Genomic DNA, 23023 nt, shown 5'->3' on the forward strand with positions numbered 1-23023 from the left:
GAAACAAACAATGAATAAGCATGACAGTGATATCTTACAATTACCTTTTGAAAGCGGCTGGCAAGATCTAACTCAATTATTATTTTTTCAAGTATTAAATGACAATGATATTTCAACCGCCGAAAGTAAATTAAGAAATATTGGTAAAGATATTGCCTTACGCTACCCTTTACCAGAAAGTGAAAATATTCAATTACTTGAATCACATATTAATCGCGTATTAACGTTATTCAAATGGGGTTTTGTCACCATATCTCCTGCAATGAGTGAGCTTTTATTAGTGCACTGTGCATGGCCTCATTTTACGCAAAGCCAAGATGACGTTCAGTGGCGTGTTGCAAGTGCTGGTGTATTAGAGGGGTTATATGAGGGGTGGTTAGCTCATCAAGGCGGTAATGCAAAAATGCAAGTACATCGTCAATCTACTGATGCTAAAGATGTCTTTATTTTTCGCTATGCACATAATTCATCAGCTGAATAATAATATATATGCTTTATTGATGAGCATCGGAGGTCAAAAATGAATGAAATGATATTTAATGATGATAATTCTAAATGCTTATTAATAAAGCAGTTTACTAATAATGTTTTTATGATGTTAGTAACTGATATTAATGGCACTATAGTTTATGCTAATGAAAAATATTGTGAATTTAATAACGTTCATTTTGAAAATGTAAAAGATAAAAAATACAACTTATTTTATTTAATTGATAAGAATCAAATCAATTATTGTGTAAACGGTAATAATGATAATAAAGGTGTTTATCGATTAGAAGCAAAGAGAAATAATGAATCTCAACAAGAAGTATGGGAAGATATTAGTATTATTCCTGTATTTGATAAAGATAATTTAATTTCTCATTATGTGTTTATTAGTTTGGATATTACTGATAAAGTAGAGTTAAGAAATGAGTTATTTAGTAAAAGCTATATCGACTCATTAACCGGAATATCAAATCGATTAAGTATTGTTGAAAAAATTGAAAATGAGCGATTAAATATTTCACACCCATCTTCATTTTGTCTTGGTATTATTGATTGTGACAAATTTAAAGCAATTAATGATCAATTTGGGCATCATGCCGGTGATAAAGTATTGTGTGAAATATCAAAGCGATTATCACAATTAGAAAACAGCGAAGTTTATTGTGGCCGACTTGGCGGTGATGAGTTTGCTGTGCTTTTCCCTAAAGGATTACGTTCTTGTTCAGTGATTCTATTAGAAATAATAGAATCACTTTGGAAATCAATGGGAAAGCCAATAAATATTAATTCAGACTATATGTTAACGCCTTCTATTAGCTTAGGTATTGCAGAATATCCTAAAGACGGAAAAACATTATCTGAATTATTAAAATCTGCAGATGAAACACTTTATTCCATAAAAGAAATGGGTGGTAATAAATACGGATTTTATTCTGGGTTTTAAATAGAAAATTTTTAAATAAAGATATAAGAAATAATATTATCTCTTTTTAATTAAAGAGAGGTAACTATATGTTTTAAATGTATCTGGTTTTTATAATGAAATATAAGTGTAATTTAAAATAATACTAAATATTAATTTTAGATAAATATCTATTAGAGGATTTTATTATGATGAAAGCTGTTATCCCTGTTGCTGGATTAGGTACTCGTATGTTACCTGCAACGAAATCAATTCCTAAAGAAATGCTGCCTATCGTTGACCGCCCTTTAATTCAATATATTGTTGAAGAGTGTGCTCAGGCTGGTGTTGAGGAAATTATTTTAGTCACTCACTCTTCTAAAAATTCAATTGCGGATCATTTTGATACCAGCTTTGAATTAGAAAATATGCTTGAACAGCGTATTAAAAATAAATTATTAGAAGAAGTACGTTCAATTTGCCCTGAAAATGTCAAAATTGTACAAATTCGTCAAGGTCATGCATTAGGTTTGGGTCACGCTATTTGCTGTGCGCGTCCTGTAATAGGCGATAATCCATTTATTGTTTTACTGCCAGATGTTTTATTGAATGCACACTATTGTGATCCTAAACATGATAATTTATCAGCAATGATCAAACGTTTTGAAAAAACTGAACGTAGCCAAATTATGGTTGAACCAGTACCAATGAGCCAAGTGCAACAATATGGTGTTGTAGATTGTGAAGGCGTTTTCTGTCCTCAAGGTAATTGGGCACCTATTCGTCGTATCGTGGAAAAACCAAATCCAGAAGATGCACCATCTAATCTTTCTGTAGTAGGTCGTTATGTTTTCTCTTCAGCTATTTGGGAATTATTGGATGGTTTACCAGCAGGCGTTGGTGGTGAAATTCAGTTAACTGATGCGATTGATTTATTATTGAAAAAAGAAACGGCTGAAGCTTATACCTTAGTGGGTAAATCTCATGACTGTGGTAATAAGCTGGGATATATGAAAGCCTTTGTTGAATATGGTTTACATAATTCCGTTTTAAAAGAAGAATTCGCTTCTTGGATGCAGGATTTTTGTGAAAAAACATTGTTACCCAAAACAGAAGTCATAGAAGAAGACGAAATTAATGAAGAACAAAAGATAGTTGCTATCTTTTGAGTTACCTTGAAATAACATGCAATGTGCCGACCGAAATAAGATAACGGTCGGCAATAGCAGGAGAGAAAGGCAATGTCTTTTGGGCACTTATCTCGTTGTAATTATCTATTTTTTACCTTTTTTATTTTAGGTTTGTTGCTTATGGTTTCTCCCTCAATACAGGCAGCAGACACTCAAACCGGATGGCAGCAGTTTAAAGAGCGCTATATTAAGGATGACGGGCGTGTTATAGACAGTGCCAATAACAATATCTCGCACTCAGAAGGTCAAGGCTATGGGATGCTGATGGCGGTAATGAGTGATGATCGTGAGACATTCAATAAGCTGTGGCGTTGGACAGCGACCTCTCTTTATCGAGGTGATTTAGGGTTGTTTAAATGGCGTTATGAGCCTGAAAACAATGAACATACCCCTGATCCTAATAATGCAACTGACGGTGATATTTTAATTGCGTGGGCATTATTAAAAGCGGGTGAAAAATGGAATGATGAAAGTTATCTTTCAGCCTCCGATTCTATTCAGCATGCTATTTTAGAGCATACCTTAGTTAAAACAAAAAACTATACCGTATTACTACCGGGTATTAATGGTTTTAAAACACCGGAAGAAATTATTATTAATCCATCTTATTTTATTTTTCCAGCATGGAAAGATTTTTACCGTACAAGTAATGATGTTCGTTGGAAAGCGTTAATTAATGATAGCCAATCCTTGCTAAGAAATATGCGTTTTGGTGAATATCAATTACCCTCAGACTGGGTGAGTTTATATCCTGATGGAAAGATAGAGCCTAGTGAAAAATGGCCCGCACGATTTAGCTTTGATGCAATACGTATTCCGCTTTATTTAGCTTGGGCACATGATGAATTAGCATTACAACCCTTTGTGCAGTATTGGCAGCAATTTGATCGTTATAAAACCCCTGCTTGGGTCAGTATTGATGCTCAAGAGCGTGCGGAATATAACCTCACACCAGGTATGATGGCGGTGAGGGATTTAACAATGAAAACCCCTATTGAAGATGTTGAGTTAAGTAAAGATACGGATTATTACTCTTCCGCTTTACATTTATTAGCGACATTTGCTCAGAATGGGCAATAAGTCTTTTTAATTAAGATTATAGATAGCTTAAATTACCTTTAGCTAACAGGTTAATTAAGTTATCTATTTTGTTTATGACAATAAGGATAAAAATAAAAAAGATATAACTTGCTGAATTTATTTCTATTAATTTGCGAGGTCGTTATTTATTTTTGCTATTTCTATTTATTTATAACATTATGTTTTTAAATAATAAATAAACTTTAAACTATGATCTAAGAATAATTTATTTAATGGCATTTATGATAAAATTACCTCAATGACTTGATAGTGTTATTTATATAATTTCTCATCAATAATAGAGGTGGATAAATGAAAGTTTCAGCACGCAATCAGTTAGTTGGTAAAGTTATTGATATTATTGAAGGTGCCGTTAATAGCGAAGTTATTTTATCGTTAGCGCATGGTGAAAAACTGGCCACAATTATCACTAAAGAGAGCTGTGATAGTTTAAAGATCAAAAAAGATGGTGAGGCAATCGCCATTATTAAAGCACCATGGGTTGTTTTAGCGCTACCTGATTGTGGTTTGAATTTTTCTGCACGTAATCAGTTTGCAGGAAAAGTGACTCAAATCGCACAAGGCGCTGTAAATTCAACGGTGCATTTAGAAACAGCAAAAGGCTTAGAGCTGACTGCGGTTATTACAAATGAAAGCTTACAAGAAATGAAATTGGCAAAAGGCAGTGATGTTTTAGCATTAGTGAAAGCATCTAGTGTGATTGTTGCAACACGTAAATAATAGTATCCAATATTTTGGATAATCAGTTTTAAGATAAAAAAAGAGGCTAGATAACTAGCCTCTTTTTCGTTGATATTAATCAGATTTATAATCCCGATCATCCATTATTTAAGTGACAAAAATTAATCATCAGCGACACCTGCAACTTTCAATTTGTCGTAAATATAATTTTTATAACTATTAATTAATTTTTCGTCTTCACAGTCATTTAATTTACCTTCACATAAGTGTCGCATTTGAATATTGGCTTTATAGAAAGGTGATAATGGTAAACGTGCGCGCTCCAGTATCATGCCACCTAAGAAGCTAATATCAGTTAACTCACCCGTTGAAAGTGATGCACCTTGCGTTAGGTTGTCTCTCAATGTGAATTGAGTGATATGTGCGGGGTTAGTAAATGGTGACTGGTAATTATTTAACTCAATATTAGGTTGATGATCACCAAAATAAAGAAACATTGTCGGTTTTTCTCTTTGGGCGACAAAATTGGAAAAATCTTTAATTGCCGGATCACTGGTAATTATTTTTTCCATATAGTGGCTAAATTTACCCGGCGCATTACTGCTTTTTGTTTGACCTGTAATTTGATAGTCATCAGTATGAGATTCATCATAAGGGCCATGCTCGTACATCGTTAATGAAAATATAAACAAAGGCTTATCTGTTCGTTTTTTAAGAACTTCTTCGATATAACCTAGCATATCTTGTGTTGATATTTTCCAAAGATTTTCTTCCAAATGTCCAGGATAACCTAACTCTTGAGGTTGGATAATTTCATCAACTCCCATTTGCTCATAAGCATAACCAGCATGATAAGCACTGCGATTAAATGGGGTGAGTAAAACCGTGTAATAGCCTTCAGCTTTGAGTTGGCGAAATAAACTTTCATTCAGATTATCGACAACAAAATAGAATACCGAGTTCTTACGGGCACCAAAATCGTCAGTATTTAATCCTGTTAAGATGGAAAACTCAGAAAGCCAAGTACCACCACCAAAGGTTTGTACTCGTAAAGGGCTTTGAGCACTCACACCTTCATCTTTTTGGAACATAAATAAATCAGGTAATGCGAGATCTTTATCAAATTGATAAATGGAGGGATTAACCGTCGATTCTTGTAATAAAATGATGATATCGGGCTTTATTTCAGTTTGTGTCTCAGGTAATGCCGTTTTATTTGCTTTTTCAAGGAAATAGTCAGCACTTTCTTTAAAATAAGGGGGGTGATATGTAGTTTGGTAACCGGACATAATCAAATTAGTAACGGTACCTCGGCCACCAGGTAATGTACCTTCCCATTCAACTTGCCACTTTTCAACAGTAAAATGGATGGTAATGACACCAACAACCATTAGCAGTAAGCTACTTACACGTAATGTTAGGCGTGATTTTTTGGAAAAACGCCAAGCAATCAACATATTAATAAGAAGCCATATTAGCATTGCAACCAATGCCACACCGGCTTCCCAATAATGTCCTAATGTCCCTAAATTTGAACTGTCAAAGGCTAAATCAAAATCAGAGAACATTAATGTCTCTTTGTAATAATGGACTTTAAGTTGGTTAATAAACTTAGTGATCAGGAAAAGTGTACCAGTTGTAATGATCGAAAATAAAACACGTCCTGATAAAATAAAGAAAAGAGAAAAAAGAATAAAATAAGCACTCACAGAGAGTAGGGCTGTATAAATAAGACTCGTTTTTTCAAAAACAATAAACAGAGAGCCAATAAGAATAAGTGCAAGGTAAGCACTTCCTAATAGTTTTTTCATATCTCTTCCGAGTATAGCCATAAAGAATAGGATTTAAATTTTACTACTATTGTAGGTGATAATATTAATTAGACTGAATAGATGATTCAGTCTAATTATATTCTTTATTTAGAATAGCCCTTTGTCTCGTAAAATATGAAGATCTTTTTTGCGCCGTGTAAAACCTGTACGGTCAAAATATTCTAGGATTTGTACTGCTAATTTACGTCCTACAGATAATTCATCACGAAAATCCGCTGCGGTGACACTGCCATTACTCTCATTATATTTCACAATAATGGAGGCAAATTTCTCTATAGATGCATGGGTATAGTAGCGATCAGCAATAATTGGGATAATTAAACCTAACTGTGCGGCCTTGCGTAATAATGAACGAATTTCTTTTTCATCCTTTTTCATTTCATTTGCAAGATCACGTACCCACCAAGGTTCAGATTGCTCAAAATAGACTTTAGCATATCGCCATAACGACTCTTGTTCTGGCGAAAAAGCAAGGCCATGGGTTGGGAGATGAAGCCAGCCCCGACTTTGGCTAATAGCACCCTCTTTTCGTAATTGATCAATTAGGTGATAAACCAACTCATCATGATAAGTTGGTAGCGCCATTCGTTTTAAACGTGAACGTCCGACTCCCATTTGATCATTATGTTGTTGGTGATATTCCTCAAGTGTATTGAGTAATTTTTGTTTTGCATTATCAGCATTTTCTTTAGAAAGAATAACGCCAGCAACGTTAATTAGGTCAAATGTTTTTAGTAGCTGAGTGAGTGCACTTTCAGTTAATTGCTGAGCCCAAGCAAACTGATTTAGAGATAATTCACCTTTTGGTAAACATAACGCTAAATTGGCACTAACACTATCAGCATTATCAAGTTGATGTAGCCAAGCTAAGAACTCACTTTGTCGTTTACCTCTACGTGGCGAATGCAAATGTAAGACTTTCGCTGCGGCTAATGTACGTTGAGCACTAATATCACGTAAAATAAGTCTGTCGTTATCCACCAGCCAAAGTGGTTCATCAAGAATAAGTTCAGCTAATTGAGGTGTTTCGTTAGTATTATTTAAGAGCGCAACACGGCCTGTAATATGGCGAGTACCATGATGAATATGTACAGGCTGCCAATGCTTTAAAGGTTCATCAGCGATTAAACTGACTAAGACTTTATGAGCTTGATAGTTAGGTTCTTGAGAGAGCAACCAATCGCCACGAGAGACACTATCTTTACTGACATCTCCAGTGATATTAATGGCAATACGATGACCGGCTCCAGCACTTTCTACAGGTTGATTTTGTGCGTGTAACGCTCTGATCCTTACTGGTTTATCAGCACCTGTTAGCCAAAAAGTATCACCAATGGCTATTTGCCCAGCGAGGGCAGTACCCGTAACTACTAACCCAGCCCCTTTAATACTAAAAACGCGGTCTATCGCTAAGCGAAAGCGTTTATGCCATTGAGGGTGTTGTTGCTCTTGTTGATGAAGATTAACAAGATAGTCACGAAGCGCGGGTATCCCTTCATTAGAAGGTGCTGAGGTGACAAAAATAACAGGTTGTTGCCAGCTTAAATTGGCCAATACATCAATTATTTGTGATCGAACTTCTTCAATTCGTTCAGGCGTAACACGATCTGCTTTAGTCAGAATTACGGTAACTTGAGGGCAACCAGCAAGACGTAAAATAGAAATATGTTCAATGGTTTGAGCCATAACACCATCGTCACAAGCCACAATTAACAGTGCATGAGAGATCCCACCAACACCAGCAAGCATGTTAGAAAGAAATTTTTCATGACCGGGCACATCGACAAAACCGATAGACGTTCCGTCATCTTGACGCCAATAGGCATAACCTAAATCTATGGTCATACCTCGTTTTTTCTCTTCGGGTAAATGGGTTGTATCTACCCCAGTGATGGCTTGTATAAGTGTGGTTTTTCCGTGGTCTACGTGACCTGCTGTCGCAAAAATCATAGTAAAAGTGCCTGTGTTAATGCATTTTCATCCTCAAGGCAGCGCAGATCAAGCCACAGGCGACCATCAGTAATTCGACCGATAATGGGCTTTTCTAAATTACGCCAAAGTGCGGCTAATGTATCTAACTGGCTACCTTTTCCATCTTTTGCTTCAAAGGTAAGCGCTGCACTCGGTAAACTTTCAATAGGTAACGAACCACTGCCTATTTGAGACGCACATGAGGATATCGTGATATGGTAATTTTCCCCATAATATGCCTGAAAATGAGGCAATAACCGTTGCGCCATGTCATGAATTTCTGTTTGTGTCCTAGTTAACAAACGTAATGTCGGAATTTCAACTACCATTTTTTCTGGTTGCTGATAAAGGCGCAATGTGGCGCCTAATGCTGCTAATGTCATTTTATCAACACGTAATGCACGCTTTAAAGGGTGGCGCTGAATAGCTTCAATCCATGTTTTTTTACCTAAGATTATTCCCGCCTGAGGGCCACCTAATAATTTATCACCAGAGAAGGTAACAAGATCGATACCTTGTTGTAGATAATCTTGAGGCATGGGCTCTGAAGGTAAACCTAAAGCAGCTAAGTTAGTCATTGAACCGCTGCCTAAATCGATAGCAGTAGGTAAATTCATCTCTTTACCTAAAGCCGCTAATTCTTCACCATGAACTTCTGCGGTAAAACCTTGAATAGCGTAATTGCTGGTATGAACTTTCATCAGCAATCCCGTATTTTCATTAATGGCGTTACGATAATCTTTAAGATGAGTGCGGTTTGTTGTACCCACTTCTTTAAGTGTGCAACCTGCTTGTGTCATCACATCGGGGATACGAAAAGCACCACCAATTTCCACTAATTCACCACGAGAAACCACGACTTCTTTATTTGGTGCTACGGTTGCAAGCATCAATAAAACAGCGGCTGCATTGTTATTAACAATACAGGCATCTTCAGCCCCCGTTAATTCACATAACAAGTCTGCGATAGCGCGATCACGGTGTCCTCTTGAGGCACCATCGAGAGAATATTCTAAGGTTGCAGGAGAGCGCATAACTTGGCTAACGGCTTCGATAGCCGATTCAGCCATTAATGCTCGACCTAAATTGGTGTGTAAAACCGTTCCTGTTAAATTGAAAACAGGTTTAATTAACGATTTTTGTTGTAATGTAATGCGATTTTGTAATTCATTCGCCCACTGGTTATACCATGTAGGTAGGCCATTATCTTGGCGAATAATGATACGCGCTTCTTCTTGTAACTTTCGTAAATGCTCAGTAATAAATGTCTGACCATAAGAAGCAACTAAAATCTGAATTTCTTCTTGATGCAGCAACTTATCAATAGACGGTAGCTGGCTGTAAAGTGAGCGCGTATCATTTGTCATACTAGTACCTAATTATTATTCATTTGGGAACAGGAATGGGTTAATGCTACTACGAGCAAATCCTTCTTCTTCCATTTTTGCATCAAGAACAATAGACGCTAAATCATCAGCGACAGCATCAACATTGGCATCTTTTTCTTGATATAAAATTTTCAGATAGCTTCCACAATCACCACAGCTTTCTGCTTTAACCGGAGCATTTTCACTGTCTAATGACCAGTAATTTAGTTTACCCGTTAACTCACAGTTGGTGCATTTAATACGCACAACATGCCACTCGGTTTCACATAAATTACAATGTAAATAGCGTAAGCCTTGTGTTGTTCCGATTTGTACCATGCTTGTAACTGGCATACTGTTACAAACAGGACAGAATTGGCGATTTTCACCATATTCTGTTTTTGCTTTACCTGGAATATTAGAGGCCAATTGTGCCCAATAAAGGGATAATGCAGACCAAATAAAGACCGATTTATCCGCAGGTACTTTTGAATACTCATCATTAAGTAATGCTGTCGCCATCTCTTCTAATTCAGTTTCAGAAGCTTTAGACAGGTTTTCTAATGTGATAGTGACACTTTCAGGTACAACCGGACGTAATTCAGCAATAATCGAGGCTAATAAAGCATGCCAATGTTTACTACGTTTGAATGTTTTTTTATCTAAAGGTGCAACACCTGCTTGCTGTGTGAGAAGTGGTGCAAGATCAATGATTAATGGATTGTCATGGAGTGCTTTTTCTTGAGCTTTAGCAATTTCAGCTGCAAATTCAAGGTAGTTTGCAAAAGGATTATCTTTTGCAAGTGATTGAAAACGTTCAGCACGACGTTGATAAAGGTTTTTCAGATTAGGGAATAATACTGGTGGAATGAAACTAATACCTTTTTCTGATTGTTCTTTACCTAATTGCTCTTTAGGAACGATGCGAATACTCATAACGTTCTATCTTCCTATTATCTTAAATTTTATAGTGAATACCCACAGGGTTTGGCTTCAGAATAAATCAAATACAGACACGAAGCCATGACAGTGGGTAATAATAGCGTGATTTTATTGTTTTTTTACGCCTTAAAATCAGACGTAAATTGAATAAAAAACGGAGGCTCACAAGCCTCCGTTTGTTCAGAAATACACTTTAGGTCATTATTTCTGTGACTGCTTTTCGGCTTCTTTTTTCTCTTCTTCGAGAATTTCACGATACCAACGAGGGTGGTGCTTTTTAGCCCAACCACGAGTTACCCAGCCTTCAATCATGCTACGAATTGAACCTTTCACCCAGAACGCCGCATAAGCATGAACAAATACGGTGATTATCAGTAAGATTGCTGATAATGAGTGAACTAATAAGGCAATTCGAATCACTGGGATCGAGAAATATTCTGCGAAATAAGGACGCCAAATGATAACACCACTGACTGTTAGTAAGATCAGGCTGATACTTAATGTCCAGTAAATACCCTTCTGACCTAAGTTGTAGTGGCCAATATCGCCAGCTTCTTCATTTTGCAGTACTTTATGAATATTTTTAGCCCAGACTAAGTCATCTTTATCAATAAAGTTGTGCTTCAGATATCTGAAGAACATAAAGAGAAAGAGGAACGCCATCACGCTACCCACGAATGGGTGTAACAAACGCGACAGTTCTGGTGTACCTAAAATATTCATGAACCAGTTCAGAGATGGGAAGAAGAAACCCAATCCGCTGATAGCAGTAAACAGAAATACAATCACTACTAACCAATGGTTAATACGCTCAGAAGCGGTATGGCGAAGAATTTTATCGCCTTTCTTCTTCATCATTTCTGCTCCTCCTTATTCACAGAGGTCTGTGTTTTAGAAGATGCTTCCATCTCTTTGAGCGCTTCTTCTTCATCTTCTTCAGTTGTACGATTTGGACCGACACCTAAATAATGGAAAATTGCACCCGCGAAGGTTGCGGCAAAACCAACTGCGGCTAATGGTTTCCAGATACCTTTCCAGAATTTAACCGTTGAGCTAATTTCTGGGTTTTCTGGTAAACCATGATACAGGTTTGGTTTGTCAGCATGATGGAGAACATACATCACGTGTGTACCACCCACACCTTGTGGATCGTAAAGACCAGCATTGTCGTAACCACGAGTTTGCAGTTCTGAAACGCGTTCGCTTGCAAGATTGATCATGGCTTCTTTCGAGCCAAAATGAATCGCGCCTGTTGGGCACGTTTTCACACATGCAGGCTCTTGGCCGACTTCAACACGGTCAACACATAACGTACATTTGTAAGCACGGTTATCTTCTTCATTAATGCGAGGCACGTCAAAAGGACAACCAGCAATACAATAACCACAACCAATACAGTGTTCTGATTGGAAATCAACAATACCATTAGCGTATTGAATGATGGCACCTTCTGCTGGGCATGCTTTTAAACAGCCCGGGTCAGCACAGTGCATACAACCGTCTTTACGGATCAACCATTCCAGCTTGCCATTCTCTTCAACTTCAGAGAAGCGCATCACTGTCCATGATTTTGCCGTTAAGTCAGTTGGGTTATCGTAAACACCAACGTTAGTGCCAATTTTATCGCGAATATCGTTCCACTCAGAACAAGCCACCTGACAGGCTTTACAGCCGATACAGGTCGTTACGTCGATAAGTTTTGCCACTTCTTCCTTGTAATCCCGCACATGAGGTGCGGGAGTAAGAGAATTGGTGGCAGAGCGACGAATAATGTCTTGGGATTGCAGTGACATAATTTATCTCCTTACACCTTTTCCACATTAACAAGGAACGCTTTAAATTCAGGCGTTTGTGTATTTGCATCACCAACAAATGGCGTTAACGTATTAGCAATAAAGCCTTTGACTGCAACACCTTCAAAGCCCCAGTGGATAGGAATACCAATGGTATCTACTTTGCGTCCATCCACATCAAGGGTTCTAATACGCTTAGTCACCACAGCTTTGGCTTTGATATAACCACGTTTTGAGCTGACTTTTACGGTATCGCCTTGAACAATGCCTTTTTCTGCGGCTAAACGCTCACCAATTTCAATAAATTGTTGTGGCTGAATAATCGCATTCAAGCGCGCGTGTTTAGTCCAGAAGTGGAAATGTTCTGTCAGACGATAAGTTGTACCGACATATGGGAAATCTTCTGCTTTACCCATATCTTTCCAGTCATCTTTAAAAATACGCGCTGCTGGGTTTGAAACCACATTTGGATGCAGTGGATTAGTACCCAATGGTGTTTCAATTGGCTCATAGTGCTCAGGGAATGGACCTTCTGCCATCTTATCGATAGCAAACAGGCGTCCCATACCTTCCGGCTGCATAATAAATGGACCAACATCAGAACCTGGTGCAGCGTTGCTATAGTCAGGTACATCAATACCTGTCCATTTGCTACCATCCCATTCGATTAACTTACGTTTAGGATCCCATGGTTGACCTTGTGGGTCTGCCGATGCTCGGTTATAAATAATGCGACGGTTAAGAGGCCATGCCCATGCCCAACCTAATGTATTACCCAATCCTGATGGATCGGAGTTATCACGGTTAGCCATTTGGTTGCCTTTCTCTGTCCAGCTACCAGCGAAGATCCAACAGCCACTTGCTGTGGTACCATCATCACGTAACTGAGCGAACGAGCTAAGCAGTTGACCTTTTTTCAGAATGATATTGCCATCAGCATCTTTTAAATCGACTAATGCTCTACCATTACTTTCTTGTGCAACTTCTGCGGATGTTGGATTATCAGGATCAAAGTAATCCCAAGTCATATTCAACACCTGCTCTGGCATCGCACCGCCTTCTTCTCTATAGAGTTGGCGTAAACGATGGAAAATACCTGATAAAATCTCAGCATCAGGGATAGCAATACCAGGGGCATCTCCCCCTTTCCAGTGCCACTGTAACCAGCGACCAGAGTTAACGATAGAGCCGTCTTCTTCTGCGAAACAGGTTGTTGGTAAACGGAAGACTTCAGTTTGAATATCTTCTGTTTTAACGTCATTCTCTTCACCGTGGTTCTGCCAGAAACACGAAGTTTCAGTATTTAGCGGATCCATTGTGATAAGGAATTTCAGTTTTGATAATGAACGAATAACCTTGTTCTTATTCGGGAATGAGGCAACTGGGTTAAAGCCTTGGCAGATATAGCCGTTGACTTCACCTTTATCCATCATCTCGAAGTATTGTAGAACGTCGTAAGGTTTGTCCCACTTAGGTAACAGTGAGAAGCCCCAATCATTATCGCGTTGAGCATTATCACCATAGAATGTCTTCATCATACTGACGAAGAATTTAGGATAATTACCCCAGTAGTTAACTTGTCCTGGTACCGTCGCTTTTGGCGTATTCGCAGCTAAGTAGGTTTCTAATGAAGTCTGCTTTTCAGAAGGCAGAGTCATATAGCCTGGTAAGCTTTGAGATAATAGACCGAGGTCAGTTAAGCCTTGAATATTGGAGTGACCACGTAGTGCGTTAACACCGCCACCAGCCATACCCATATTACCTAACAGTAATTGGATCATTGCCATGGTACGAATATTTTGAGCACCAACAGTATGTTGAGTCCAGCCTAATGCATATAGGAAAGATGCTGTTTTATCTTTCGCTGCTGTTTCAGCAATATATTCACAGACTTTTAAGAAATCTTCTTTTGGTGTACCACAAATCTGAGTAACCACATCAGGCGTGTAACGGCTAACGTGTTCTTTTAACAGATTCCAGACACAACGAGGATGTTGTAATGTGGTGTCGCGTTTTGCGAAACCATTTTCATCCATCTCGTAGTTCCAAGTGGTTTTATCATATTGACGTTTTTCTGCATCATATCCGCTGAATAAACCATCATCAAAGTGATAGTCTTCACGGACAATCAAGCTAGCATTGGTATAAGCCTCAACGTATTCTTTTTGATATTTCTTATTTTCGAGCAGATATAAGATAACGCCCGATAAGAACGTAATATCAGTACCAGAACGGATAGGCGTATAGAAATCCGCAACAGCCGCAGTACGGGTGAAGCGAGGATCAATAACAATGAGCTTGGCGTTATTATGGATTTTAGCTTCCATCGCCCAGCGGAATCCCACAGGGTGTGCTTCTGCCGCATTACCGCCCATAACGACGATAAGGTTGGCGTTTTTCATATCAACCCAGTGGTTGGTCATCGCACCGCGACCAAATGTTGGAGCAAGACTTGCTACCGTTGGTCCGTGTCAGACACGCGCTTGGTTATCGACAGCTAGCATCCCAAGAGCTCTTGAGAATTTCTGAGTTAAAAACCCAGTTTCATTGCTTGCTGCAGAGGCGCAAAGCATACCGGTTGTTAACCAACGGTTGACTTCGACACCCTCTTTATTGAGTTTCTGGAAGTTGGCATCGCGGTCTTTTTTGATTAAGCGCGCAATACGATCAAATGTTTCTTCCCATGAAAGTTTTACCCATTTATCCGAGCCGGGTGCACGGTATTCTGGGTGTTTTAAGCGACCTTCACTGTGGATGAAATCCACAAGACCAGCACCTTTAGGGCATAATGCACCGCGGTTTACTGGATGGTCTGAGTCACCTTCAATATGGAATATTGTTTCTTTTGCGTTTTTCGCGCCATCGCCCAGACTATACATTAATAGTCCACAACCGACAGAACAGTACGTACAGGTATTGCGGGTTTCGCGGGCTCTCAGTAATTTATACTGACGCGAGCCTGCTAGCGCAACTGCTGGTGCAAAACCGAGCGCCGCCGCTGTAGTACCTGCCATACCGCCAGCACAGATCTTAAAGAACTGTCTTCTGCTGACCTGCATGGGGTCTCTCCTCATCATACATTGCTTTTACTGACTCTGATTTTCTTCACGAAAATGGAGCTGATTGTTTTTTTATTCCTATTATCCTTAATAGGATCAGGTTCATTGCCTGATAGGTAGTGTAAAATCGTTTTACCCGTATTGTTATTATGTATTAATAAATTTAGGAATTCATCTTATGGATGAAACAAAATCGACAAAATTGTTAACTAAACGTGTAATCATTGGCGTAGATCAAACAATTGTGCAACACAAAGGATCTCTTAACAGACAAGAAGACGATTATATTGCACTCGAAGTTCCTGTTGCATTAGTGTACAACGGAATTTCTCACGTTGTTATGATGGCAAGCCCTAAAAATTTAGAGTTGTTTGCTGTCGGATTTTCTTTATCCGAAGGCATTATAGAGTCTTCTAATGAAATTCGCAGTATCGAAATTGTGGAAAGTTGTCACGGAGGCATTGAAGTTCAAGTTGAATTATCAAGCCGCCGTTTTATGGGCTTAAAAGAACGTCGTCGCAATATGACTGGGCGTACAGGCTGTGGGATTTGTGGGACAGAACAACTTGAAGAGATTTTCCGACCTATTACACCGTTACCTTTTACACAAACATTTTCACTTTCAAATCTTGATAAAGCCTTAGAGCAGATGACAACCGTTCAAGAAATTGGTGAATTAACTGGCTGTACTCATGCGGCTGTTTGGTTATCACCAGAGGGTGAAATGCAAGGTGGCTGTGAAGATGTTGGTCGTCACGTTGCATTGGATAAGCTTTTAGGTATGAAAGCACAAGAGCAGTGGAGTGAAGGTGCGGTATTAGTTTCAAGCCGAGCAAGCTATGAAATGGTACAAAAAGCCGCGATGTGTGGTGCGGAAATTTTATTTGCTGTTTCTGCGGCAACCTCTTTAGCGGTCGAAGTTGCGAATAAATATAATGTGACGCTGGTGGGCTTTTGTCGTCGCGGAAGAGCAACGGTGTTTACTCATCCACAACGACTAACTGACTAATGAACATGAAACACATTAAAATAGGTGTAATAACTATATATTCTTGCATTACACCTATTTGATCTTTCACTTTATTTATGACCACAATGCCCCTAATTTGTAGTCCCACTCTTTAGGTTTGATGGGAATACGTCCTGCATTTGGGGTAAAGGTCATTTCGCTAAAGATGAGCTTATTTTCAGACATTAAAAAATCAACTCGGCAATAATTAAAGCCATTTGCCATTTTAGCGGCTAATTGCAACATGTTTTCAAATTGAGTAGGTTTTTCAACAGGTTCTGGTGTGTTGGGATCTTCTAATGTGATGGGTTGTAACTGCCAATTTGTGTCATACACATTTATATACTCATTTCCTTTGGTGTCAGAGATATCAATCTCGGCATAATGAGGCTGACCATTAAAACAGTGAAGACGACAAGTTGTTGGTATCATTGGATTTTTTGTATCAAATAAATCAATATATTCTTCACAGATGATTTGAGCTTTGATATTTTTATAATGCCATTCACGAGTGACCGGATAGAGGTTACGCTTTAAATGAAAATGAAGTTTTTTCTTTGCTTTTTCAAAATCAAAGGTTGATTTATCAAGGCATATCACTGTGCTTCCACTGTCATGATTGCATTTCAATACAAAGCGTGAAGGAAGTTGAGAAATATCTATTTCATCAGGGTGTGAATAAATTTTAATAATAGGAACAAGATAAGATGGGCCTATTTTATCTATCACATAGTCTCTCACTCTAATCTTATCTGCTAAGCGCGTATAAATTGGATTTCTATCGAATAGCATGCGTGCATTGATTTTTTCATTTAGTGATGTTGGTATTTTAAAATTTGGTTGATAACCTAAGTTACGAATAAACTTATTTTTTAAATACACACGATCTGGCAATGCGATAGTTCTAAACTGTTTGAAATAATATTCTATGATTTTCATAAGCTAACGGTTATTTGAAATAGATAAGTAAAATAAAAAATAACTTTTCTTTGAATTAAACTTCTATATAGAGAAATAATTAAATGTAAATTAAGAGAATAATGTCAGTTATTGATTTTTTTATATTTTTTATTTATATAAATTTAGAATGTATTAACGTGAGTTAATATTTAAAGTCTCTATTTTAATAAAAGAAAGAATAACGACATTAAGAGAGAATTAACAAAATAGAATATTGATTAAGATTATATTAATTTGATGACCATTTAGTTATATGAATAGGTTTGTCCCAGTTATTAAAGCGTAATCCTTTGCCAGTTCTATTTCCGTGAGCATCTAATATTTCATAATATTCTTCAACGATTTGGCTACGCCCGCGTTGCCATTCATTGGTTGTTGCAAAAGGATCGATTAAATAGATATCACCGACAACGGTATATAGTTCACCTAAATAGCGAATTTTTTTTGTACTGCTATTTGAATAATGAGAAAACATAATTTGGTAGGTTTTATAGTGTTCAGGTTGACCATAAGGGCCATATTTCATTGCAATATAACGAATACCTTGATGATCAGAGGGGTTTGTACCACCAGGAACAGGCATATCTGGTGTGATATTAAAAAGAGTATATCGAGAGCTTGCCGTAGGTTGTCTTAATGCTTGTCGATAGCTTTGTGTATCAAGCCCTGTGGCATTCCATGTTCTGTCCACCAGTCCATTTCCTGCAAAACAGGAAAAAGAGGATCCTAATAATGAAAGAATTATAAATAGGAACTTAGCAAACATAAATACTCCTTTATTGCCATTATGATGCCAGAAAATAAGGTATCCATTCCGTGAAAAAGAGATGTAGAACTGGGTTATTTCTTGCTGTAACGCTTATCGATTCTAAATGGTTATCTAAAAGAAAAAATAAGGAATTGTAGCTGGAGCAAAAAATACGTTTTTATAGTGAGGGAATAATCTCAAAGAAAGCTAGAATATTTTATTTATCAGGTTGTTGGTCTTGGTTATTAATTTTATTTATTTATTTTATGATAGGATAATAAAAGTAAAAACTATGTAGGATTAATGATTAATCATGGACACTCGTTTATTGAACGCATTTGCTGTACTGGCTGAAACTGAACATTTTGGTGAAGCATCATTAAAGCTTTGTATTAGTCAGCCTGCACTCACTAAACAAATAAAAACATTAGAATCTCAATTGGGTATTACTCTTTTTCAACGTGGGCGCCAAGGTGCAAAACTTACCCTAGAAGGGCAATATTTACTCAATCAATGTCAATCAGTATTAAGAGAAGTTCGTCTTTTAGAAAAACAGGCTCGCCAATTAATTGAGCCTCAAAAGATCGAGCTTTATGCTGGGTTTGGCTTGTCATCATTAAGCTTTATCACCCCTTTATTGGCTAAATTTAAGCAAGATTATCCAGATATTACGGTTCATATTGATGATATGCCCTCTAATATAATGGAAGATAAAGTACTTTTAGGTGAATTGGATTTAGCTTTTTCACGTTTGCCTATTTCTGAGCCACTAAAAGGCATTCCATTAGTACAAGAGCGATTGATGTTAGCAATTCCCACGCAAACTATTATGGTGTTAGAGGCTGATGATGATCCATTACACTACTTTAATACGCTTGGGCTTATTCAGTTGGCTCCTGAGAAAGGAAAAAAACTATATCAACAAATCCATGCCTTTTTAAAGCATCATCAAATAAAGCCTCGTGTATTACAACAATCACAAGATATTCAAACACAGCTGGCGTTAGTTGCCGCGGGATTAGGAATGGCATTAGTACCTAAAAATGCAGAACTTATTTGTGACAAACAAAAAGTCACTTTGTTGCCACTGTCTGGTTTGTACACACAATGGGAAATAGGTGTTATTTGGAATAATAATATTCAAAATAAAGATCGTGATGTCTTTATAAAAATAATTCCTGAGGAAATAAATAAATTAAAATAAATGAAAAAATTTTTTAATTTAATTAATGATTACATTCTCAATGTATTGCTTATGGTAAATATAAAACACCTAATAAATATTAATTAGTTTTATAACAAAGTAATTTAATTAATTGCGAGATTGTTCACAAAAAACAACATGGAATAATAATGACATTTTAATGTGTTTTAATAAAAAGTTAAATTAAAACATAATATTAAATATATCTCCATGACATAAATAAGGCTAATTAAAATCATTGTTATTAAAAAGAGTTATTTACAATAAAAGAGATTTATTTAATATAGTTCACCGACAACACAGCAAGCTTTATATTCGCAAGTGAAGTTGGAAAGATAAAAATATAAATACCTCTGTAAGTGGTTACTTATTATTTTATTTATAATAAGTAACCACATCCTCACATGAATAATATGGAAATTATTATGAAAAAACTGAATAAAATAACTTATGCGTTATTCGTATTAATGGGTACACATGCGGTACAAGCTGAAATTCACTCTAATCAAAGTGGTGTTTTAACAACGATGGTTGTAGGTGCAAGTGATGCAGTGAATCGAGGTTCTCATCAATCAGCCGGTGGAGAACCTGGTGTTGGGATCAAAAGTATTGGAAATGGTGCAAAACTTAGCTTTGCTTCGTTAACATCACCCATGATGAGTGGTGGAGCAGACAGTAATGGAATTTATACTATTCAACCTAATGCTAACTCCCCTGCAAGCCACAGTAATATGGGCGTTTTTCACTTTGCAAAAGTGACGGACGCGAATGTTTATTATGGTGACTGGGCAAAAACAACATCAGCAACAGATGCGACACATCAAACCTATTATGTCGGTAAAGATGTCACAACCACACTACCGACAGACAGCGCGACTTATACGGTAACAGGTATTAGCCAATACAGTGGTAGTAATCTACTTTCAGGTACGTTTGATGTTAATTTTTCACAAAAGAAAATTGAAGGTTCATTGGCGAATAGTCAACGTACAGTTCAGTTAGAAGGTGGAAATCTTTATACCGCCAATAACCAAGTGACGTTTTCTGCGGATGCCAAAGAGGGCACAACATCAGGGGTTGTTGAAGGTGCCTTCTTTGGTGAAAGCGCAGATGTATTAGCGGGTATTGTCGTGTTCAGTTCAGACCATACAAAAGATATTGGTTTCGGTGGTACGAAAGATAGCAGTGGAAATGAAGAAACGACAGCAAGCACGGATGCTTCTTAATTTTTTCAAAAATAATATTATAAATTTGTTTGGTAATACAATCGGTTAATTCTTTAGAAGTGGTATTAGTGGTCATTATGCTAAATGTTAGCAACAGATAATCAGGTATAGGGTTATCTGTTTTTTTTTATCAAAAATAAATCTACCTTAAGGAATAGGTCGATTTTTATTATAAGGATATACCATGTGTTATTATCAAAAACGAATGGAATTATTTTTTATTATCAGTGTGTTATTCATTCCATTAAAACTAAGCGCCAAAGAAAATAATTCCGTTTTATTCTCCTATTCTTCACCTCAGCATCACGTTGCCCAAATAGGGCAACAACTTTATAGTGCTTTACAGCAACAGCAGTGGAAAAAGGCTGAAGAACTACTACTGGATTATCAACTATTACCTTTACATGAAACACTCTTAATTGATTACGCTAATGCGCTTTTAGCTCAAGCAAAGGGGGACTTTTTAAACGCAGAATTTTATTATCAGCAACAACTTAAACAAAAAGCTGATTTTATCCCAGCGCAAACAGGATTAATTCAGCTTTATTTTTATTTGAGAGAATATAAAAAAGCACAACAGCAACTCAATCAATTAAGTAATATTGTTGATTTACCTAAAAATATTTCCAAATCTATTGAATTTTATAGGGTTAAGTTAGCCTCTTATTTTCAAGGTCAGCGTTTCTATCAATTTAGCTTTTTTTATGATGATAATATTAATCAAGCACCTTACTTAGCAGAACAAATTGTCTCTCAATCTACTCAAAGAAAAATTACGCTAAGAGGTGTCAAACCCATTGCATCAACAGGTTTTGCTCATTATTTTTCTTTTTATCAACCGTTTATTATTTATTCTTACCATACTTTCTCTTCTTATACTTATGTACGATATATTGATTATCACTCTTACCGTAACGCTAATTTTCTTGCGTTATATACACAACTGGGTTATCGCTATCAAAAAAATCAATATCAATGGTCAATGACACCTTATTACGAAATAAAAAAATCACAAGCTCAATATGAATATCAATCATGGGGAAGTGAAACACAATTTTCTTATTTAATTAATAAAAAGCAAACTATTAATTTAAGTTTTGATTATAAAATAAAAAAATATCAAAAAGTTTTAAATAATTTAAATTCTCATCAACTTAGTTATAATGCTAACCATAACTATTATTTTAATAATAGAATGCAGTTAGTTAATCAATTAAATTATCAGTTGGATCGTAAAAAAAACACTTTATTAAATTATCAGCTGTATGGTATAAAAATAGGCGTTTATTATCCATTGTCAGTAAGTTGGAATATCTCTTTTTTTTTACAGTATCAATTTAAATATTTTAATAATTATAATCCTTTATTAAAAAAGAGAAGAAAAGATAATAGCTTTATTTTCACAACCAATATTAAAAATAAATCAAATGTTATTTTAGGGTTTTACCCTGTAATAGAATTCCGTTATACCCGAAGATTAAGCAATGTGGATTGGTTATATCAATATCAGCAACATGAAGTATTATTTAAATTAGAAAAACAATTTTAATTAAATAAGTTACTTCCTTTATTAATTGAATAGGTAAAACAATGCATGTAATGCTTTTTAGAAAGCGGAAAATTGTTTCAATCTTCGTTTCTCTATCGCTAATTTCTCCTTGCTTTTATCTGCAAGCCAAAGAAGATAAAACCGATCTTGGTCATATTCAGATTTCTGATAATAAAGAAAAAGATACCGAAGGTTATTCACAAGTTTATGAGAAAGACGTCTCTAATGTTTATTTAGGCAAAGAGCTATTAGAGCGTTATCAAGGTGTCTCTCCTGCTGATTTACTCAAAAGTGCCATTGGTGTTTACAGTGGTGAAGCGCGTAATGGTGGGGCGCTTGATCCGAATATTCGGGGTATTCAAGGGCAAGGGCGAATTCCTGTTACGGTGGATGGCACAGAGCAGGCAATTACTGTGTATCGTGGTTACAGTGGTGCTTCTAATCGTAACTATATTGATTCTAATCTGATTAGCAGTATCTATATTGAAAAAGGCCCTTCATTAACCCCTGATATGAAAACAGGTATTGGTGGTGGTATTGCAGTAAAAACCTTAGATATCCGAGATATTGTCCCTATTGGTGATTCTTTTGGGATTAATTTTAAAGGAGATATCAGTAATAACGCAACACGGTATAAAGAAGTTTATACAAATATGATTGAAGATTACCGCTATTATCCAACGTTTTACCAGCAACATGCTTACATTATTGATCCTGCTTTAGAAATAACCCCTCAAAAAAGCAAATTAGAAAACTTTAAAGATTATTCATTTCGTCTTGGGTTAGGTTTTGAAGAAGAAAAGTTTAATTTACTATTTGCTTATGCACTGCGAGAAAAAGGAATGCCAAAAAATATAGTGAGGATAATGAAGACTTATTAGAATCGGTTCATGTCAGAGATGGGACAAAAAACTTTGATCCTTATTTACCTTTTATTGCTCATATTTATCGCCCAAATAATGAAGTACCGAATACCTCTAATCGTAGTCGATCTCTTTTAG

At 36.6% G+C, this 23023-nt stretch carries 19 protein-coding genes; 10 read left to right on the top strand and 9 right to left on the bottom strand.

Features of this window, described 5'->3' with window-relative positions; all coding sequences use genetic code 11:
• Positions 1-10: 10 nt before the first annotated feature.
• The 5 genes from bcsD to ABN080_RS15650 all read left to right on the top strand — a co-directional run bounded on the left by bcsD (position 11) and on the right by ABN080_RS15650 (position 4401).
• Entirely contained in the window at positions 11-481 is a 471-nt protein-coding gene (bcsD, locus tag ABN080_RS15630) for a cellulose biosynthesis protein BcsD (protein ID WP_349441473.1), read from the top strand.
• 39 nt (positions 482-520) lie between these two features.
• Positions 521-1432, top strand: a complete 912-nt coding sequence (locus ABN080_RS15635; RefSeq protein ID WP_349441474.1) for a diguanylate cyclase — start codon at positions 521-523, stop codon at positions 1430-1432.
• Between the two features lie 167 nt (positions 1433-1599).
• The gene (gene galU / locus ABN080_RS15640) at positions 1600-2559 is read left to right on the top strand and encodes a UTP--glucose-1-phosphate uridylyltransferase GalU (protein WP_072070503.1); all 960 of its coding nucleotides are present in this window, start codon (positions 1600-1602) and stop codon (positions 2557-2559) included.
• A 72-nt stretch (positions 2560-2631) separates the two neighbouring features.
• Entirely contained in the window at positions 2632-3660 is a 1029-nt protein-coding gene (locus ABN080_RS15645) for a family 8 glycosyl hydrolase (RefSeq protein ID WP_349441475.1), read from the top strand.
• 312 nt (positions 3661-3972) lie between these two features.
• The gene (locus ABN080_RS15650) at positions 3973-4401 is read left to right on the top strand and encodes a TOBE domain-containing protein (RefSeq protein ID WP_227336217.1); all 429 of its coding nucleotides are present in this window, start codon (positions 3973-3975) and stop codon (positions 4399-4401) included.
• A 122-nt stretch (positions 4402-4523) separates the two neighbouring features.
• On the opposite strand, the gene ABN080_RS15655 is transcribed toward ABN080_RS15650, so the two are convergent.
• The 7 genes from ABN080_RS15655 to fdnG form a co-directional block, all read right to left on the bottom strand.
• Positions 4524-6173, bottom strand: coding sequence for an LTA synthase family protein (locus ABN080_RS15655; RefSeq protein WP_349441476.1), 1650 nt, complete (start codon positions 6171-6173; stop codon positions 4524-4526).
• Positions 6174-6281: 108 nt separating this feature from the next.
• Positions 6282-8144, bottom strand: a complete 1863-nt coding sequence (gene selB / locus ABN080_RS15660; protein ID WP_349441477.1) for a selenocysteine-specific translation elongation factor — start codon at positions 8142-8144, stop codon at positions 6282-6284.
• The gene (gene selA, locus ABN080_RS15665; RefSeq protein ID WP_349441478.1) at positions 8141-9532 is read right to left on the bottom strand and encodes an L-seryl-tRNA(Sec) selenium transferase; all 1392 of its coding nucleotides are present in this window, start codon (positions 9530-9532) and stop codon (positions 8141-8143) included. Before selA ends, selB begins: the two co-directional genes overlap by 4 nt.
• A 15-nt stretch (positions 9533-9547) precedes the next feature.
• A complete protein-coding gene (gene fdhE / locus ABN080_RS15670) occupies positions 9548-10468 on the bottom strand; it encodes a formate dehydrogenase accessory protein FdhE (RefSeq protein ID WP_196554660.1) in 921 nt (306 codons plus the stop codon).
• 207 nt (positions 10469-10675) lie between these two features.
• Entirely contained in the window at positions 10676-11332 is a 657-nt protein-coding gene (gene fdoI / locus ABN080_RS15675) for a formate dehydrogenase cytochrome b556 subunit (protein WP_072070496.1), read from the bottom strand.
• Positions 11329-12267 (bottom strand): formate dehydrogenase subunit beta, encoded by a 939-nt coding sequence (fdxH, locus tag ABN080_RS15680; RefSeq protein WP_036933457.1) that lies wholly within the window; start codon positions 12265-12267, stop codon positions 11329-11331. The genes fdoI and fdxH overlap by 4 nt, the downstream gene beginning before the upstream one ends.
• A gap of 11 nt (positions 12268-12278) precedes the next feature.
• On the bottom strand, positions 12279-15326 hold the full coding sequence (gene fdnG, locus ABN080_RS15685) for a formate dehydrogenase-N subunit alpha (protein ID WP_349441479.1): 3048 nt from the start codon (positions 15324-15326) through the stop codon (positions 12279-12281).
• Positions 15327-15504: 178 nt separating this feature from the next.
• On the opposite strand from fdnG, the gene fdhD reads away from it, so the two are divergent.
• Positions 15505-16335 carry a formate dehydrogenase accessory sulfurtransferase FdhD gene (gene fdhD, locus ABN080_RS15690; RefSeq protein ID WP_072070493.1) on the top strand — a complete coding sequence of 277 codons (831 nt, stop codon included), beginning with the start codon at positions 15505-15507 and terminating at the stop codon, positions 16333-16335.
• A gap of 75 nt (positions 16336-16410) precedes the next feature.
• On the opposite strand, the gene ABN080_RS15695 is transcribed toward fdhD, so the two are convergent.
• Both ABN080_RS15695 and umoA read right to left on the bottom strand, forming a co-directional pair.
• Positions 16411-17274 carry an ATP-grasp fold amidoligase family protein gene (locus ABN080_RS15695; protein ID WP_196554657.1) on the bottom strand — a complete coding sequence of 288 codons (864 nt, stop codon included), beginning with the start codon at positions 17272-17274 and terminating at the stop codon, positions 16411-16413.
• Between the two features lie 250 nt (positions 17275-17524).
• A complete protein-coding gene (gene umoA, locus ABN080_RS15700; protein ID WP_115351331.1) occupies positions 17525-18061 on the bottom strand; it encodes a UmoA family flagellar biogenesis regulator in 537 nt (178 codons plus the stop codon).
• Positions 18062-18356: 295 nt separating this feature from the next.
• Between umoA and ABN080_RS15705 the strand changes: the two genes are divergently transcribed.
• The 4 genes from ABN080_RS15705 to ABN080_RS15720 all read left to right on the top strand — a co-directional run bounded on the left by ABN080_RS15705 (position 18357) and on the right by ABN080_RS15720 (position 22903).
• Positions 18357-19247: a LysR family transcriptional regulator gene (locus ABN080_RS15705; RefSeq protein WP_340894458.1), complete on the top strand. Its 891-nt coding sequence runs from the start codon at positions 18357-18359 to the stop codon at positions 19245-19247.
• Positions 19248-19672: 425 nt separating this feature from the next.
• Entirely contained in the window at positions 19673-20473 is an 801-nt protein-coding gene (locus tag ABN080_RS15710; RefSeq protein ID WP_349441480.1) for a Slam-dependent surface lipoprotein, read from the top strand.
• A gap of 205 nt (positions 20474-20678) precedes the next feature.
• On the top strand, positions 20679-22022 hold the full coding sequence (locus ABN080_RS15715) for a surface lipoprotein assembly modifier (protein WP_349441481.1): 1344 nt from the start codon (positions 20679-20681) through the stop codon (positions 22020-22022).
• A 41-nt stretch (positions 22023-22063) separates the two neighbouring features.
• Positions 22064-22903, top strand: coding sequence for a TonB-dependent receptor plug domain-containing protein (locus tag ABN080_RS15720; protein WP_349441482.1), 840 nt, complete (start codon positions 22064-22066; stop codon positions 22901-22903).
• The last annotated feature ends 120 nt before the right edge of the window (positions 22904-23023 follow it).

The sequence above is a fragment of the Proteus sp. fly-1089 genome (assembly GCF_040138965.1).
Lineage (GTDB): Bacteria > Pseudomonadota > Gammaproteobacteria > Enterobacterales > Enterobacteriaceae > Proteus > Proteus vulgaris_B.

Coding starts and splice junctions, on each gene's coding strand:
- bcsD (WP_349441473.1), top strand. CDS start 11: ATGAATAAGCATGACAGTGATATCTTACAATTACCTTTTGAAAGCGGC.
- ABN080_RS15635 (WP_349441474.1), top strand. CDS start 521: ATGAATGAAATGATATTTAATGATGATAATTCTAAATGCTTATTAATA.
- galU (WP_072070503.1), top strand. CDS start 1,600: ATGATGAAAGCTGTTATCCCTGTTGCTGGATTAGGTACTCGTATGTTA.
- ABN080_RS15645 (WP_349441475.1), top strand. CDS start 2,632: ATGTCTTTTGGGCACTTATCTCGTTGTAATTATCTATTTTTTACCTTT.
- ABN080_RS15650 (WP_227336217.1), top strand. CDS start 3,973: ATGAAAGTTTCAGCACGCAATCAGTTAGTTGGTAAAGTTATTGATATT.
- ABN080_RS15655 (WP_349441476.1), bottom strand. CDS start 6,173: ATGAAAAAACTATTAGGAAGTGCTTACCTTGCACTTATTCTTATTGGC.
- selB (WP_349441477.1), bottom strand. CDS start 8,144: ATGATTTTTGCGACAGCAGGTCACGTAGACCACGGAAAAACCACACTT.
- selA (WP_349441478.1), bottom strand. CDS start 9,532: ATGACAAATGATACGCGCTCACTTTACAGCCAGCTACCGTCTATTGAT.
- fdhE (WP_196554660.1), bottom strand. CDS start 10,468: ATGAGTATTCGCATCGTTCCTAAAGAGCAATTAGGTAAAGAACAATCA.
- fdoI (WP_072070496.1), bottom strand. CDS start 11,332: ATGATGAAGAAGAAAGGCGATAAAATTCTTCGCCATACCGCTTCTGAG.
- fdxH (WP_036933457.1), bottom strand. CDS start 12,267: ATGTCACTGCAATCCCAAGACATTATTCGTCGCTCTGCCACCAATTCT.
- fdhD (WP_072070493.1), top strand. CDS start 15,505: ATGGATGAAACAAAATCGACAAAATTGTTAACTAAACGTGTAATCATT.
- ABN080_RS15695 (WP_196554657.1), bottom strand. CDS start 17,274: ATGAAAATCATAGAATATTATTTCAAACAGTTTAGAACTATCGCATTG.
- umoA (WP_115351331.1), bottom strand. CDS start 18,061: ATGTTTGCTAAGTTCCTATTTATAATTCTTTCATTATTAGGATCCTCT.
- ABN080_RS15705 (WP_340894458.1), top strand. CDS start 18,357: ATGGACACTCGTTTATTGAACGCATTTGCTGTACTGGCTGAAACTGAA.
- ABN080_RS15710 (WP_349441480.1), top strand. CDS start 19,673: ATGAAAAAACTGAATAAAATAACTTATGCGTTATTCGTATTAATGGGT.
- ABN080_RS15715 (WP_349441481.1), top strand. CDS start 20,679: ATGGAATTATTTTTTATTATCAGTGTGTTATTCATTCCATTAAAACTA.
- ABN080_RS15720 (WP_349441482.1), top strand. CDS start 22,064: ATGCATGTAATGCTTTTTAGAAAGCGGAAAATTGTTTCAATCTTCGTT.